Here is a 15511-nt window from a genome sequence, read left to right as displayed (position 1 = left end):
TCAAGAATGCCAGTACGAATCCTTCTCGTGGATGACGAGCCAAACGTCCTGTCTGCCTTACGTCGCCAACTGCGCGATCTCTATGAAATTGAGGTGGAAACCGACCCGACCATGGCCCTCCTTAATATCAACAAGAAGAAACCGTTTGCAGCCGTTGTTTCCGACTTCAGAATGCCCAAAATGAACGGCATTGAATTCCTAAATGAATTCAAAAAAGAAAGTCCAGACACAACCCGCCTCATGTTGACGGGATATGCGGATTTAGAAAACGCCATCAGAGCTGTCAATGACGGCAATGTGTTCAGGTTTCTAACAAAACCCTGTGACAACGATACATTCGTTAACAACGTCAAAGATGCTGTAAAACAATATGAACTGGTCACAGCAAAAAAAGTGCTGCTTGAACGAACGCTCAAAGGCAGCGTCGAATTGCTGAGCGAAATAACAGCACTGGTTAACCCAGAAGCCGGAGAACGTATCAACCGAGTCAGACGGTATGTCCGTTATTTGACGAAACAAAAGGGTGTTAAGGATAATTGGCGATATGACATCGCAACCATGTTGTCTCAACTCGGCACGCTCATTCTGCCTCCGGGGACCATCGAAGCCCTCTGTGAGGGTAAAGAACTCTCGCCAGAACAGGTGCAGCTGTTTGAAATGCACCCGGTCATCGCCCAAAATCTGATCACCAAACTGCCAAGGCTCAAATCTATTGGTGATATGATTGCGTACCAGCTTAAGGGATTTGACGGATCAGGAACGCCGCGTGATCCTGTGAAAGGTGAAGATATTCCGCTTGGAGGACGCATACTCCGACTTTCGCTTGATTACGACCTCGCCTTGCAAAGTGCAGAGAACTCGCAAAAAGCCTTTCTTCAGCTTGAAAAAAATGTCGATGTCTATGACCCGGAACTCCTTTATTATCTGGAAAGCATGCTCGGCGTGGAAGCGCGATATGAAATTCAAACAGTGCCTTTCAACGAATTACGCCCCGGTATGATCCTGCACGAGGATATCATTTCAACTCAAGGCGCCATGCTGTTACGAAAGAGCCTAGAACTCGACAAAGGGAAAATTGATCGAATACACATGTTTGCAAAGGAAGTAGGCATCAATACAACCATTACAGTCCTTGTCCCAGAGCTTGGAGCATAAATGCAGACAGAAAAAGATTACAGTCATATGAAAATATTGTTGGTTGATGATGAAGAGAACATCCTGCAAAGCCATCGTCGGTCGCTCAGAACACACTTTCAAATTCACACGGCCTCGGGGGGAAAGGCCGCTCTGGAAATCCTTGAAAACGAAGGTCCATTCGCGGTTATCGTTTCCGACATCAAAATGCCGTCCATGACAGGTGTCGAGCTCCTTTCAATCGTGCGAGAAAAATACCCGGATACCATCAGGATAGTCCTGACGGGATATGCTAACCTTGAACTCGCCATCAATGCAGTCAACCGTGGTGACATATTTCGATTCATGACCAAACCTTGTGGCAAAGACGATCTCATTGCCGCCATTTCCGAAGGGGCCAAGCAATTCCATATGACAAAAACGACCCAGGAATATGCTGTGGTCAAACGTCTCCAAAAAGGCCTTGAAGGGACCTTACGGGCTTTCACTCGACTGGTTGAATTCAGGGACCCATATACAGCCGGGCACATGGACAGAGTCGCCAAAATTGCAACGAATATTGCCAAACGCCTGGAGCTTGAAAGGGATCGAGTCGAAGCTATCAGGCTTGCCTCCCTCGTCCACGACATTGGCAAAATTGCCGTCCCAGCCGGGATACTAAACAAACCGGGAGAGCTCAATGATGCAGAATTCGCCTTGATAAAGGCACATCCTCTGGTTGGAGCGGAAATTTTTGAAACACTCGATACGGATTGGCCCATATCGAGGATCATACTCGAACATCACGAACGCATTGATGGATCGGGGTATCCGAATGGGCTGCTCGGTGATCAAATGTTGCTGGAATCAATGATTCTGTCTGTAGCCGATGTCGTTGATGCAATCACGACACACAGGCCATATCGGCAAAGCCTTGGCCGTCAAAAGGCAATCGATTTTCTCAAAAAAAACAGCGGTGTAGAATTCGCACCAGAAGTGGTTACAATTGCTGTCGACATGCTTGAAAACGACTGGGTTCTGGACAGTTAGTTTTCTTCTGGGCCAAACGGCAAACGGACAACAAAGGTAGTACCCTCACCCGGCTCCGTCAGCACATCGATATTGCCGCCATGCATATTAACCACGACATTATGCGCGATAGCCAACCCCTGCCCCGTTCCTTTACCAACTTCCTTCGTGGTAAAAAACGGATCAAAGATCTTATCAATGACATCCTGAGGAATGCCAATTCCCGTATCTGAGACTTCCAAAACAGCCATATTTCCAGATTGATAGGTTTTTATGGAGATTACGCCCTGTTCCTCACTGGTTTCCTTCTTTTTCTCGATGGCATGTGCGCCATTAATAATAAGATTGAGGACGACCTGTCCCACTTCTCCTTTGAGACAATAAACAGCAGGAAGATCCTCGTCATATTCGGCACTGATCTCAGCTACATACTTCCATTCATTGGCGGAAACCGTCACCGCATCCTTGGCGATCTCATTTAAACGATGATAACTTTTATTCATCTCTCCCGGATGCGCCAACTGCTTCACAGACCGAACAATTTCCGCAACCCGCTTGAGCCCTGATTCCGATTCGCTGAGCGCTTGAGGGATATCTTCTTTGAGATATTGCAGTTCTTTTTCATCAAGAAGATTCTCCGCAAAATCATGAAGAAGCGCACACGAAGCCCCGTCCTCCATCGTCAAGACTTTTTCGATAAGCTTTCGACAATGATCGAGCATTTTTTCATATGTGACGAATGAATCCTTGAGAAATTGTATATTACTGGAAACATACTGTGTTGGCGTATTGATTTCATGCGCTATTCCGGCAGCAAGTTCACCGATGGATTCCAGTTTTTGCGACTGTCTCAACTGCGCTTCTATAATAAGTTGATCAGAAATATCCCTGGCAACACCGACGTAACCGATAATACTGCCCTGGTCATCCCGAATAGGCCCAATGCTAAACTCCTGCGTATACCTTTGCCCATTCTTCTTAAGATTCAAAGAGCGCCCACTCCAAACATTCCCACTTGTCACAGTTTCCCATAAATCTTCATAAAAGGCGGCGTCCTGTTCTCCACTGTTCAAAATTCGAGGATTTTTACCGACGACCTCTTCACGTTTGTACCCTGTCATTTCTTCAAAAGCTGGATTTACATACGTTATATTCGCTCTTAAATCAGTGATGATGACCATTTCGCCGGCCTGTTCAATCGCTGCGGACAAACGACTTTTGGCAAGCTCGGCCTCTTTGATCTGCGTTATGTCAGTAAAGGTAAGAACATTGCCGACGATATCATTATTAGAATTTTTCAATTCGACAATTTGACCGAGAACCCAAAATATATCCCTCTTGTTTGAAAGCATCCTCAATTCTCTTCGCCGTTTGCTCACCCGCGACGAAGAAAACCAACTATCAAGAATAGAGATACGCTCATCAGGATGAATACGTTGTATCCATCCCCGTCCAGCCAATTCAACAGAACTCGCCCCCGTCAACCGATGCATTTGTTCATTGGCATAGAGCAAATGCCCTTCCATGTTTGTAATAACAATTCCGACAGGCGACGCTTTGGCAATCCCCCTGAAACGCTCTTCCACTTCTCTCCGGGCATCATTGGCGAGATGTTCGGAGGTACTATCGTTGCCTATGCAGAGAAACTCGACAGGTTGCCCCGCTTCGGAAATAATACGAGCCCCCCAGGATATCCATTTCTGAGTTCCATCAGAAAGACGAACTTCCGTTTCATATTGAAATTTTTGACTCTTCACCATCCCCATCAAAACATCCTGCCCCCTCACAGAAACATCTTTAACTATATATTGTAAAAAATCTTGATCGACGAGACTCTCCTGGCCTTGAAGAAACATCACATTCGCATAATTGTTGGCAAAAGTGACGATTCCGTCTTCCCGGACTCTGAGGATAAGATTGCGAGCACCCTCAACCACATCTCGATAGGACTTCTCGCTTTGCTCGATTTCCTTGATGAGAGGTTCACTCAATCTAAAAAAGATAAAAAGAAAAACAATCGTTAAAGCAAGGCCGACTCCAAAAACGATGAAGTTAGCCCGTATAAATGGAGCCCGAATTTCCTCGATATCAATTTTGATAACCATACCGATAATGCCAAATTGCAATGAGAGAGGTGTATATGCAGCCAAGACTTCCACACCCGAATAGTCCAAACCGATAATCGTACCCGACTCTCCTTCAAGAGCCCTTTTCATTGGTTCAGCATACGCAGTACGCATCGGAAGCTGTTTTATAGAAGCGCCCTCTTCCACAATCTGGCCGTTCACAACAAGAAATTCGAGATGGTCTTTTGTTCTTTTGCCGAGCGTGAATTCCCCAGAACTACTTTCGACCTTAACATTCTTGTGGGCACGGCTTAAATGTTCCAACAAGACATCTCTTGCTGTCGCCCCGCCTCCTTCTGCTTGAAGACGGAGTGCAACCCACCCCAATTCTGTAGCTAGACTGGCTTGGCTGGTCACCTGCTCATAAAGTCGAATTCGCTGCTCTCGCAATGAAGTCATATAAAGAGAATAAGAACTAAAAACGGAAACCACTCCCACAAGCAACACCATCAAAGCGGCAAGCAGCAGGAACCGTTTTTTTCTTCTCAACATCCAGCCCTCACACTTGGTTATTCATCTTCAGACAAATCGGAAGAACTTCCGTCCACGTCATCAACAACTTCTGGCGCATCAAATTCCTTGGCTTTCTCTGCTTCATTGAAAGCGACAATATACGTTGCAAAACCTCGATCAAAAGTAAGGATATGACCTAGCAACCAGTCTTTCATGAAATCGAGAACTTCTTCAGCATTCACATTTTCATTTTTATACAATTTTCGCTGATAATTTTTCACCAAAAGTTTCAGTCGCAAATGTTCGGCCGCATGCTGCCCGCGTTCAGGAAACCGCATCTGTTCCATCATTCCTTCTTCGTTCGAGAAATGAAAAACAGTATACTCCCGCAGCTTCTGCACGACATTCTGAATCGTTCGTTTTCCACGCCCAATAGACACGGCATTAATCAGGCCATTCGCGATTCTGATAAGCTCTTTGTGTTGTTCATCAACATCCTTCTGCCCCACACTCAATTCAGGACTCCATTCCAGTTTATTCACTTGATTTCCCATGCCCTGCTTGAAATTTTTTCCACTATTTATACAATACGTAAAACGACTCAAAAAGACAATTTTTTCGATGGAGCCTTCTGTTCCTTAACTGATCAAGATCACTTAAAGACACAAACCCCAAGTGGTTGTGTAAAGAAAACGAAAACACATATCCACCCCAGAAAAAAAATCAATAAGATGGCTGTATCCCAGAAGCCCTGTAAAGAAGGCTATTGAAAAAGCCCTTACACATTATGTAAGGGCTTTTTCAATAGCGATAAACTGCCTAATTCCGTCAGTCTTCCAGCGGCTCTATTCACCGCCTCAGAGTCATGAACTTTTTTTAACGACTGATGTCTTGAGCATCATTGAGCCGAATCCCGGGATTTTACAGGAAATATCATGAACGCCATCATCTGGCTCTACTAATCTGATATTCTTAACCTTTGTCCCCTTCTTAATATCAGAGGATGCGCCTTTAATCTTTAAAGTCTGAATAACGACAACAGTGTCCCCATCGACCAGAACATTGCCATTGGCATCTTTGTAGACTTTTTCTGCAACGTCTTCAGCTTGAAACTCAAAACTGCATTCCGGGCAAACAAGAATGCTGCCGTCGAAATACACATACTCACACTGACACTTCGGACAATTCGGTATATTTTCCATAATTTCCCAACTGGTTGTTGTTATCCATTTTTCTTAAAGGGGCGCAATACATTAAAAGGGGATGCTCATCAAATCCTAAAAAACGGCTGACAGCCTTGGCGTATATAGATCCACCAAATTTATTACGCTATATCACTTAGAAATCGTATACCTGCAAAAGTAAATCTGTTTGCGTGACAACTCCGACTAACTCGTCCCCGTCAACCACAGCGAGTAATCCTTCCTTTGCCTTGGTCATAAGAAGCACGGCCTCTCGACAGCAAGTACTTGGGGCAAGTTTCGAAATATTGCGTCTGGCGTATCCCTTGACCGGCACATCGGCCCGACCGCTTTTTTCCGCTTTTGCGCAATCCACCACCGACAACCCGCCAATCAGAGTCGTCTTTTCGCAAATCATAAGCCCTGAAATCTTTTTAACAGAAAGCTTTTCGGAAGCCTGAGCCATGGTTGCGTCGGCTTCCACGATAAATTTGGCTGGATCGGACATAACCGCACGGACCTCGGTTGCATTATTACAAGCACGATCTATAAGAGATTGAACCTGCATGGCAGCTTCTGCCGGACTGGCATCTTTGATGATTGCAGAACCGGCACCCGGATGGCCGCCTCCTCCCAATGTCCGCATTACTTGTCCGATGTCGATGAACTGAGGCTTACCCCGTCCAATAATCATGCACTTTTGCGAGTCTGACTGGAATATGCCAAAGGCGGCATCTACCCCTCTGAATTCTCTGAACTTATTAACAAGCGAGGAGAGAGATGTCATACCATTATTAATTGTCAAAGCACAAATACCCACGCTCACGGTACCAACATTGATGATTTCCGACTCTTCGAGAATTCTCCCAAAAAGTTCGGTGTGAGCATCGTCCATAGCGTCATCCAAGTAGGCTGATACCACGTTGAGGTCGGCACCATTTTCGATGAGATAACTCACCATGGCCGCATCCCTGCCCGTTACACAAGGATAGCGAAGGCACCCTGTATCGGAGTAAATACCGAGAAGAAAAAGTGTTGCATGCATGGGGGACATCGGAGTGTCGCGTTCTTGCATCTTTTCCAGAAGCAGGGTCACTGCTGCGCCGACTTCTTCACGATGGGTTTCACTGCTGTCAATGGTCACGCCTTCCATGTGATGATCCCAACAAATGACTTCAAGATCCTCTCTTTCAGCAAGAGAATCCATTTTGTCCAAACGCTTCCAGTTGTTTGCATCGACCACAATAAGAGAAGTCACTTCATCAAGATCAAACCCTTTTCTGGGGACAATTCTCAAAATATTTTGATGAATTGCCAAGAACTGCTTCACTTCTGGATTGACCATACTGGGGAGCACTCCAACGGCGCCCGGATAAAGAAATGTACAGGCCACAACTGAAGCCAAAGCATCAAAATCAGTCCGAGTATGTGTGGTGACAAATTGCATCGTGTTGACTCTCCAGAGGTACGCATCATGGACGTTATTGTATTTCGCCCCCACCATGTAGCACAGTTGCCGGACACTGCAATCCACCCCAGAGTAAGGAAATCCAAAACCGCAGAAAAAACCACAGCACAAACATACTCATCATTTGCTTAAAAATTATAATCAATATATCGCTATGATGAATAACTGGCTTTTATTGATAACTTTAATTTTATACCTCTATGCGCACAATTGTACTTCTGTTTATTGCTCTCTTAACATTTCCCGCAAACCTTCTGGCTGCGGACGGCGTTGCGTACCCTTATGACGACCCCTTTCAGGCCACCGTGTATGGTACTCCGCCGGAACTTATCCACGCAATAAAAGACCCCGTTAAACCAAAACTGCGTTCGCTCCGTATCAAGAATAGACAAGTGCCGAGCGTCTTCTCCTACAGCGATGAGATGTACTACAGTACCGCTTTGCAAGACGACGAGGCTCCGCTTATTTTCATCATCGCGGGCACAGGCGCCGAGCACAATTCCTCGAAAATGAAATTTCTGACTCAAGCCTTTTATCAGGCCGGGTACCATGTCGTGGCCCTTTCTTCGCCAACGCATATGAATTTCATTGTCAGTATTTCTGAATTCGCCGCACCGGGTTATGTGCCTCACGATGTGGACGATCTTTACAGGGTAATGCTCTGGATCAAGAAAGAGATTGAAGAGGAGAGGGAAGTAACCGACTATTTCATCACGGGGTACAGTCTCGGCGCAATGCATGCAGCCTTTCTTACCCACAAGGATTCAGAACTCGGCGACTTCAATTTCCGAAAAGCACTCATGATCAACCCGCCCGTCAGCCTCTATCACTCCGTTGGCCGACTTGATTCATGGCTCACCCCCGAAAATCTTGGAGACAGGACGGAACACGAAGAGATCGAACGACTCGTCAATATTTTCTCCAACTACTATGAACGTGCGGACGTCACTGACCTCGACGACGATTTCATGTATGAAATGATTACGCATGTAGACCTGAAAGACGAAGATTTGCGTGCGCTGATCGCCGTGGACTTCCGGGTCTCGTCATCATCCATGATATTTTCTTCCGATGTCTGCTTGCAGGCCGGATATATAGTTCCCCCCAATGCCTACCCTCTCGCAACAGGCACATCGCTCATGCCGTATGCCGAAGAAGCCTTCGACATCAGCTTTGAAGAGTACATGACAGAATTTCTTCTGCCCTATTTGCAGTATTTATATCCAACGATGGATCGCTACGACATGCTCAAGAAATGCAGCCTGTATGACATCCGTACCTATCTCAAAGAAACGGACAAAATCGTCCTTATCGGCAATCGTGACGACGTCATACTTAATGAGCAAGATCTCTCTTTCATCAAAAATGTCTTCGGCAACCGCGCGAAATTATTTTATAGTGGCGGACATTGCGGCAACATAATGTTTGGTCCGTTTGTCGAGTCCATGCTTGAGATGGTGAAGTCATGATGCGACCCACAGCAGTCCTTCAATGCATCCTCGTATTCGCCTTGCTGTCGTTTCTCGGCGCATGTGGCGCAGCCACGACAACTCATATTGAACCGGCTCTCGATCTTCCCGTTTCGAAATTCCAAACAACTGCCAACCATTGGCCGGAAGCCCGTCAACACGATCTGAAATTCATGGAGGTATACGATCCATGGGAACCCATGAACCGCCATCTCTACAATTTCAACGCAGGGTTCGATGAGCATTTCATGCTCCCTGTCACCTCCGGGTACGAAGCCGTATTGCCTTCTCCCGTCCGTTCAGGTGTTTCCAACTTCATACAGAATGTGAATGAATTGCCAACGCTTGTGAACTGCATGTTGCAAGGTAAAATCGAAAAAAGCGCCATCACCTCGTCACGATTCCTCATCAACTCGACACTCGGTATCGCCGGAATCATGGACCTGGCCTCTGAGAACCCGAATTACGCGCTGCAAAAAGAAGATTTCGGGCAAACACTTGGTGTATGGGGCTTCGGTGACGGACCATATTTCGTCATGCCGATATTCGGCCCGTCCAACGTGCGTGACACAGTCGGTTTCGGCGGAGATTTCATGCTCGTACTGATACAGATGAAACATATGTATAGACTGCTCGGGGTGAACAACCCCCAAACCGTCGGATATGCAGAACTCGCTATTCGCGCTTTGAACAGACGATCAAACACGGCTTTCCGCTACCACGAAACAGGCTCGCCCTTCGAATATGAAATGATCCGTTTTATTTACACTAAGAAACGCGAGCTGGATATCCAGCACTGATAGCCCCATTATTCAACATAATGAGATATAAAAAAACAAGCTCTTACGCTTTAATGTAAAGACTTCTTTATTCGTGGCGGAGCCGCAGAGACTCAAATTTTATAAGGTTCAAAGCTCGCAGGCTCAAAAACTATAAAAGCATTGAAAGCTCTCAACCCTCTATTTAATCAGCTCTTTTGAACTACACCATCTCCTCTGGAGCCAAGACTTCTGTGTATAAGGATTCGTATTCGGGTTCTCCGGGGGCGATAAAAGGTCGATTGATGACTTCGCCGCATTCTTGTTCCCAGAGCTCTTCGTACTGCATGTCCGCTGGCAGCGAAAGCTTTTCCATACGATAGGTAAACGTAATAGGGACATTATCAGCCAGACCGCGATCTGTAAGACCCTGTCCTTTAAGCCAGAAAGGGGTGCGCTGCCTTACCAGATTATGGCGAAGAGGGTCCACTGTCATAGTATACCCCAACTCCATGCCATTTTGACACAGATAGTGGACGTGCAGGTTGTTATGCCAACGAAAGATATTGGCATCAAACTCATTTTCGTTCCCGAACATGTTGAACCTGCCACGCATCAATAAACGGAACGACTCAACGCCATATGCCCACACCGTACATCGATGAAGTATTTCTATGCCCTGCAATACGTAGGACATCCGATAAACTCCCTGCATGAGCGAAAAAAGCTCCTGCATGTATGAATCTCTGTTGTGCTCCACGTACCGTTTAGGGAAAAAATCCTTGTATCCCATGACCACCGAAGGAATTTGAGCGTTAGATTCGGATACGGAGTCAGCCAACACCTTGACCATATCCGTAAGAGGCGAAACAAAGGCTTCGGGCGATATCCTCAAACAATGAGCATACGCAGAAAGGCGGGCCTCCGGGATGCCTAAATGCATATCCTTGTCTATGGTCGTTGCACTTCGCGGCAAATCATTGGTAACCCAGTTATCCCAATTAAGCACATGGTTACTGTCTTCAATATCTCTGCGCCATTTTTTGCCAAGTGCCTTCAAGGCAAATCGTAAATGGTCACCAGCTACAGTATTACGATTGACTGGAGGCCTACCAAAACGTAAATTTTCTTTCATAAATACTAGGCCCTGCGACAACGGTCTTTTCTTCTTATAAACAACAGTCAAACGACACAAATAATCCGTCTACAACGATGAAATTTTGAACTATTTAATTGAAATTCTCTTCCAAGTAAACCACTCGCAGGCCTCTTGGTAGCTCCTGCCTCTCTGCATTTCTTAATAATTCTATACATACTTGATATAAAACTGTGTTTTCTGGTGCACAAAAACACAATTAACTCTCTTTTTTTGCAAAGCCACACACATTCCTCGAAATAGGATAACGAAACAATGGTTTGAGTTTTTAATAAACAATCAGACCATCTATGACCGTAAATCTAGACCTGTTGCATTGCAGCCGCCCCCGCTACTTTACCCTCGAGAGGAGTTTTCCATGAAATGTCTGAAACCCCATCGTTCACTTGCATTCTTGTGTTTTGCAGCAGTGATTCTGTGCACTCTCTATCTGATCCCATCACCAGCAAGAGCCGCTGAACACACGGGCACTACGGTAACTCCACTCGTCGGCAATTGGATCAACTCTGGAAATATCATACTGAGGGCCGTTACGGTACCGGGGGCCATGTATACTGATGGGGTAGGGCAAGATTTAGTCAATACAGCTGAGGGCTATATTAAGTCGAAAGGTGTTTTGCAAACTGGTATGGCCGCGCTCCATACGAATTCCGTACTCACCAATAGAGGCAGCATTAATATTTATGGTGAGGAAGCAGATGGGATGCACATGAAGGTGGCGTCAACTGGATACAATTACGGAACTATCACCATGGCGGGTGCCTTACGAAATCGCTGCATGTACGCAGAAGCAGCTTCTACCGCAATTAATTACGGGACGATTTACAACAATGAACAAGGAGCTGGCATGTGGGCAGAAGCTAGCACTCTCGAGAATAGGGGTTCTATTTATACAAGATTGGATGATATTCGTGGTATACATGGAGAATCATCTTCCACACTGACCAATTGGGGCACCATCACCACTCAGGGAGAAAGTGCGTATGCTTTGAGTGGGATTGACTCTACCTTAACGAACTACGGGACCATAACTGCTTCGGGTTTTGGGGCTTTTGTGGGAGCGGGGTCTATTATGAATAACAGCGGAACCGTAATTAATACTAACCATGCTGTTCTTATAAGCGCTTCTGCAACTCTAACCAATACTGGTACCATCGCAGCATATGACGCAGGAAAGAGAGCCATATCCGCTCAGACGAATTCTCAAGTCTATCTGAAGACCGGGACCAATATACTGGCTGGAAGTGTTCATGACGCGGATGGAACCAATGCATTGTATCTGGTTGGCAGCGGAACTGTAAACTTTGATATAACCGGGAACTGGGCCGAATTCCATAAAGCCGAAGCTGGAACATGGGCATTAACTCGAGATGTCGCTGCACAAGCCTTTTCTCTCGACGATGGCACATTGACTCTGAATTCTGGGGTGCATCTCAGTGGTAATACCTATACTCAAGCCTCAGCAGTACGTTAGCTGTCAATCTTAACGGCGATGGAACGGCCCCTGTAACAGTAATAGGACTTGCCACCGTGGCAGGTAAGTTGGTCGTTGATGCTGATGGCAAAAATATGGTTGGAGATCAAACTATCATTGCAGCAGGTTCCGTCGCCGGAAACTTCGACTCCGTTGTCAGCGTGAACCCCAATTTTTCGCTCAGTACTCGCATTGATGGAACCGATGTAAAACTCTCAACACCATATACACCTCAATGGGACAACACCGCGTTGAGCATGACCTCGACCCTGGCTTCCAATTTGGCTTTCATCCAAATCCCCACAGCTCGTAGCCAAACTCTTCTGGCCGAAAACGAAAAAGAAGATAAAAATATCATGGTAGCCTCAAATGGACCGCTTACAGATTTGATCTCCAAGCCCTCCACAGGCAAACGCTATGGTGTATATGCAAAGCCCATGTTCAGTATCAGCGAGCGTGATGCCTTTGGCTCCGCACTAGGTTACGATGCCAAGATGGCCGGGCTGGAAATCGGTGCAGACACTTTTGTCAACGACAACCTACTGTTAGGGGCATTTGCAGGTTATGCCGCAACCGGCATCGACTTCAAAGGAAACACTTTTGCAGAAAACGACACAGAGGATCAGAGCCTCTATGTACTCGGCGCATATGGTGGATACCGCTTGAACGATTGGTCTTTCACCGACACCTTGAGCTTCTCATACGCTCAGCATGATTCCGAACGAAACGCAGGACTAGGGCAAACAGCCAAAGCAGATTACAACAGTCAGCTTGTCAGCAATCAACTGTTGGCTTCATATAGATGGATAGAAACTGAGGCTTGGACACTCGCCCCGGAACTGGGCCTCAACACCAGTTATTTCAATCGAGGCAGTTTTTCAGAAACTGATGCCGTCAATGCAGTATCCTATGACAGTCTTGATGCTCTCTTCATAGAAAGCGTCGTTGGCATACGTCTGAGCGGCAACATCGAGACAGAATCCGCCACCTTCACTCCTTATGCGCAACTGAATTGGACCCACGATCTGAACGGTAACGACATCACCGTACGCCAAACCCTCGGCGCAACCTCAGCTCAAATCACACAAGAAAATGACGATGATCATCTCAGCCTCGGCTTAGGGGCATCGGTGCGCAAAGACAACACGACATTTAGCCTAGCGTATACCGGAGAAGCCAGCCAACACAGCCGCTCCCACGGCATATCCGCCATCGCACGATATGAGTTTTAAAAATGAGTCGTCAATCGACACGACCCGTTACATATAAAGGGCCTCTTTCAGAGCCTGCCTATGCATGAAATTTATCAACGGTTCGTCGAAGGCTGTTCCATGGGCAGTCTTCAACAAATCGGCCGTAAACTCCTCAACTCAAAAGCCCATTTTCCTAGGTCGTATCGACTTACATGATCGAATAAACTTCGAAATGGCACAAACGATATGCTAGATTTGCAATCAACAAAACATTGACAACGACTAACCAAAAGAAAAAGCCCTTACAACTTAATGTAAGGGCTTGATCTTTTAGTGGCGGAGCCGACGAGACTCGAACTCGCGGCCTCCGGCGTGACAGGCCGGCGTTATAACCAGCTTAACTACGGCTCCGCACTATATATAAAGGGCGTTAAGCATTCCCTCTATGTCAAATTGGTGGGCGCTACAGGGCTCGAACCTGTGACCCTCGCCTTGTAAGGGCGATGCTCTCCCAGCTGAGCTAAGCGCCCGCAGGAATGGAGTGTTTATCTTGGCTTGTTTCGCTTGTCAACCACATTTTTCAAAATGGTTAGCTGCGTTGCCGGAACTCCTCATCCGCGTTCAGCGAAAGGGATACTGCCCATCCGCCGCCTGTTTGTCAACGGGTTTTTTCAAAAAATTTCAACTTCACAAACGATTGGAATATATCAGCTATTTGATTGCCCACAACAGGCGACTTCCCTTTCGTGACAGCCAACCCAGCGGAAGCCCCCGGTAATAAAGGCCCACTGGTCCTTTCCCGGAAGCAAAGCGGACACTTTGACCTGTAAAAAGTTGCTCCAGAACAGCTATATCATCCACATCCAAGACATCAAGTTGGGCCTGCTTCGGGCTTGACGGCAGCAAAATTCTGGCCAGACCGCCGGGTAAAAATTTCAATCTATCGCCTTTACCTGCCACCTTGCCCAAAGGAAAACCTTGCCAACGTATAGATCCAGGAATCATTTCCAAAGCCTGTTCCGGCAAAAAGAAGGCTTTACCACCAAAATTGAACACCTCTCCAGCAGGAAGATTTTCCAAATGCAAATGCTCACCACCTATCATCCGGGAAAGTCGCAATTTGTTTCCCGGCAGCTCTCTTTTTTGCACACGAGAACCATCCGTTGCACTGACTGATGCTTTTTTACGGAACCGCGCCAAAAAGAATCCCTGCCCCGCAGAAGCCTCGGATACACGCAACACGCCATCCATCCCATCCAGAAGAGGCGCACCAAAAACAAACCCTTCAGGCTCGGCAAGCGGTTCCAATTCAAGATCCAGCGTCTCCAGTGCCCAAGCCACCTGCTCCTCGTTTTCTTCTATATTAGTAGTACAGGTCGAATACAGAACCGTACCACCGGGCTTGAGTAAGCCTGCCGCTTTTTCCAGGAGCGTCTTTTGCAAAGCTATCAACGGGGCCGTCTTGGACCCGGACCAGACGTCCATGACTTTGGGATTCTTTTCCGCTGTTCCCCAACCGCTACACGGGGGATCAAGCTGAATATATTCCCAAGACTGCTCCGAGAATGGCAGATCCTGAGCCATGGTCTTGGCCGTAACCGCATTGATCGATCCTGTACGACGAAGATTAGCCCTCAGTGTCCCCAACCTGTCAGCCGAAGGCTCAGACGCAAAAACGAACCCATGCGGTCCAACGAGTCTGGATAGCAAGCTTGTTTTGCTTCCAGGGGCTGAGCACATATCCAAAACACTAGCCCCTACAGGCGGATCGAGTGTCAAAGGCGGAAGCATTGATGATCGGTCTTGAATATATATGAGCCCAAAACGGGACGCCAAACTTTCACCAAGGGGGAACGGTTCATGCGTCAGCTTACGAGCGCCGAAATAGAACGGCTCTGGTTCAAAAGAAAAACCTTGAGCGACAAGCAGGCTCTCCACAAGCGGAATAGCCGTGTCATCGCACACGAGGCGGAATGTTCGTCCAAATTGCGTCATACAGACTCCCGGGTCGGTTATACAGATCATCCATGCGAACGGACCTGCTTCTCACATGGACCAATAGCGGCTTCCATCCGACCTATCAAGCACCTT

At 46.8% G+C, this 15511-nt stretch carries 12 protein-coding genes and 2 tRNA genes; 6 read left to right on the top strand and 8 right to left on the bottom strand.

Translation table 11 applies throughout. The annotated features are described in order from the left end of the window. The first annotated feature begins 6 nt into the window (after nucleotides 1–6). Both SYK_RS14735 and SYK_RS14730 read left to right on the top strand, forming a co-directional pair. A complete protein-coding gene (locus tag SYK_RS14735) occupies nucleotides 7–1155 on the top strand; it encodes an HD domain-containing phosphohydrolase (protein ID WP_281761030.1) in 1149 nt (382 codons plus the stop codon). Continuing rightward, on the top strand, nucleotides 1156–2163 hold the full coding sequence (locus SYK_RS14730) for an HD domain-containing phosphohydrolase (RefSeq protein ID WP_281761029.1): 1008 nt from the start codon (nucleotides 1156–1158) through the stop codon (nucleotides 2161–2163). It abuts the gene before it with no gap. Here the strand turns inward: SYK_RS14730 and SYK_RS14725 are convergent. From SYK_RS14725 to SYK_RS14710, 4 genes are all read right to left on the bottom strand, one after another. Further along, a complete protein-coding gene (locus tag SYK_RS14725; RefSeq protein WP_281761028.1) occupies nucleotides 2160–4760 on the bottom strand; it encodes a PAS domain-containing sensor histidine kinase in 2601 nt (866 codons plus the stop codon). The genes SYK_RS14730 and SYK_RS14725 overlap by 4 nt on opposite strands. Nucleotides 4761–4777: 17 nt before the next feature. Then, on the bottom strand, nucleotides 4778–5263 hold the full coding sequence (locus SYK_RS14720; RefSeq protein WP_281761027.1) for a bacteriohemerythrin: 486 nt from the start codon (nucleotides 5261–5263) through the stop codon (nucleotides 4778–4780). Between the two features lie 321 nt (nucleotides 5264–5584). Beyond that, the gene (locus SYK_RS14715) at nucleotides 5585–5923 is read right to left on the bottom strand and encodes a zinc ribbon domain-containing protein YjdM (RefSeq protein WP_281761026.1); all 339 of its coding nucleotides are present in this window, start codon (nucleotides 5921–5923) and stop codon (nucleotides 5585–5587) included. Between the two features lie 136 nt (nucleotides 5924–6059). Continuing rightward, nucleotides 6060–7349 (bottom strand): DHH family phosphoesterase, encoded by a 1290-nt coding sequence (locus tag SYK_RS14710; protein ID WP_281761025.1) that lies wholly within the window; start codon nucleotides 7347–7349, stop codon nucleotides 6060–6062. Nucleotides 7350–7570: 221 nt separating this feature from the next. Between SYK_RS14710 and SYK_RS14705 the strand changes: the two genes are divergently transcribed. After that, nucleotides 7571–8839 carry an alpha/beta hydrolase gene (locus tag SYK_RS14705; RefSeq protein ID WP_281761024.1) on the top strand — a complete coding sequence of 423 codons (1269 nt, stop codon included), beginning with the start codon at nucleotides 7571–7573 and terminating at the stop codon, nucleotides 8837–8839. Beyond that, nucleotides 8836–9639 (top strand): MlaA family lipoprotein, encoded by an 804-nt coding sequence (locus tag SYK_RS14700; protein WP_281761023.1) that lies wholly within the window; start codon nucleotides 8836–8838, stop codon nucleotides 9637–9639. Before SYK_RS14705 ends, SYK_RS14700 begins: the two co-directional genes overlap by 4 nt. A 181-nt stretch (nucleotides 9640–9820) precedes the next feature. Here SYK_RS14700 and SYK_RS14695 read toward each other — a convergent pair whose 3' ends face one another. After that, on the bottom strand, nucleotides 9821–10732 hold the full coding sequence (locus SYK_RS14695; RefSeq protein ID WP_281761022.1) for a hypothetical protein: 912 nt from the start codon (nucleotides 10730–10732) through the stop codon (nucleotides 9821–9823). A gap of 379 nt (nucleotides 10733–11111) precedes the next feature. Between SYK_RS14695 and SYK_RS14690 the strand changes: the two genes are divergently transcribed. Then, the gene (locus SYK_RS14690) at nucleotides 11112–12227 is read left to right on the top strand and encodes a hypothetical protein (protein ID WP_281761021.1); all 1116 of its coding nucleotides are present in this window, start codon (nucleotides 11112–11114) and stop codon (nucleotides 12225–12227) included. 41 nt (nucleotides 12228–12268) lie between these two features. Further along, nucleotides 12269–13459, top strand: a complete 1191-nt coding sequence (locus SYK_RS14685; protein WP_281763279.1) for an autotransporter outer membrane beta-barrel domain-containing protein — start codon at nucleotides 12269–12271, stop codon at nucleotides 13457–13459. Nucleotides 13460–13754: 295 nt separating this feature from the next. On the opposite strand, the gene SYK_RS14680 is transcribed toward SYK_RS14685, so the two are convergent. The 3 genes from SYK_RS14680 to SYK_RS14670 all read right to left on the bottom strand — a co-directional run bounded on the left by SYK_RS14680 (nucleotide 13755) and on the right by SYK_RS14670 (nucleotide 15415). Beyond that, nucleotides 13755–13831 (bottom strand) — tRNA-Asp (locus tag SYK_RS14680). A gap of 43 nt (nucleotides 13832–13874) precedes the next feature. Then, nucleotides 13875–13950: transfer RNA gene (locus SYK_RS14675), tRNA-Val, on the bottom strand. A gap of 181 nt (nucleotides 13951–14131) precedes the next feature. Then, nucleotides 14132–15415, bottom strand: coding sequence for an RsmB/NOP family class I SAM-dependent RNA methyltransferase (locus tag SYK_RS14670; protein WP_281761020.1), 1284 nt, complete (start codon nucleotides 15413–15415; stop codon nucleotides 14132–14134). Between the last annotated feature and the right edge of the window lie 96 nt (nucleotides 15416–15511).

The sequence above is a fragment of the Pseudodesulfovibrio nedwellii genome, assembly GCF_027923765.1.
Classification (GTDB): domain Bacteria; phylum Desulfobacterota; class Desulfovibrionia; order Desulfovibrionales; family Desulfovibrionaceae; genus Pseudodesulfovibrio; species Pseudodesulfovibrio nedwellii.
The sequence above is the reverse complement of the archived record's forward strand: the minus strand, read 5'-3'. Positions and strand labels throughout refer to the sequence as shown.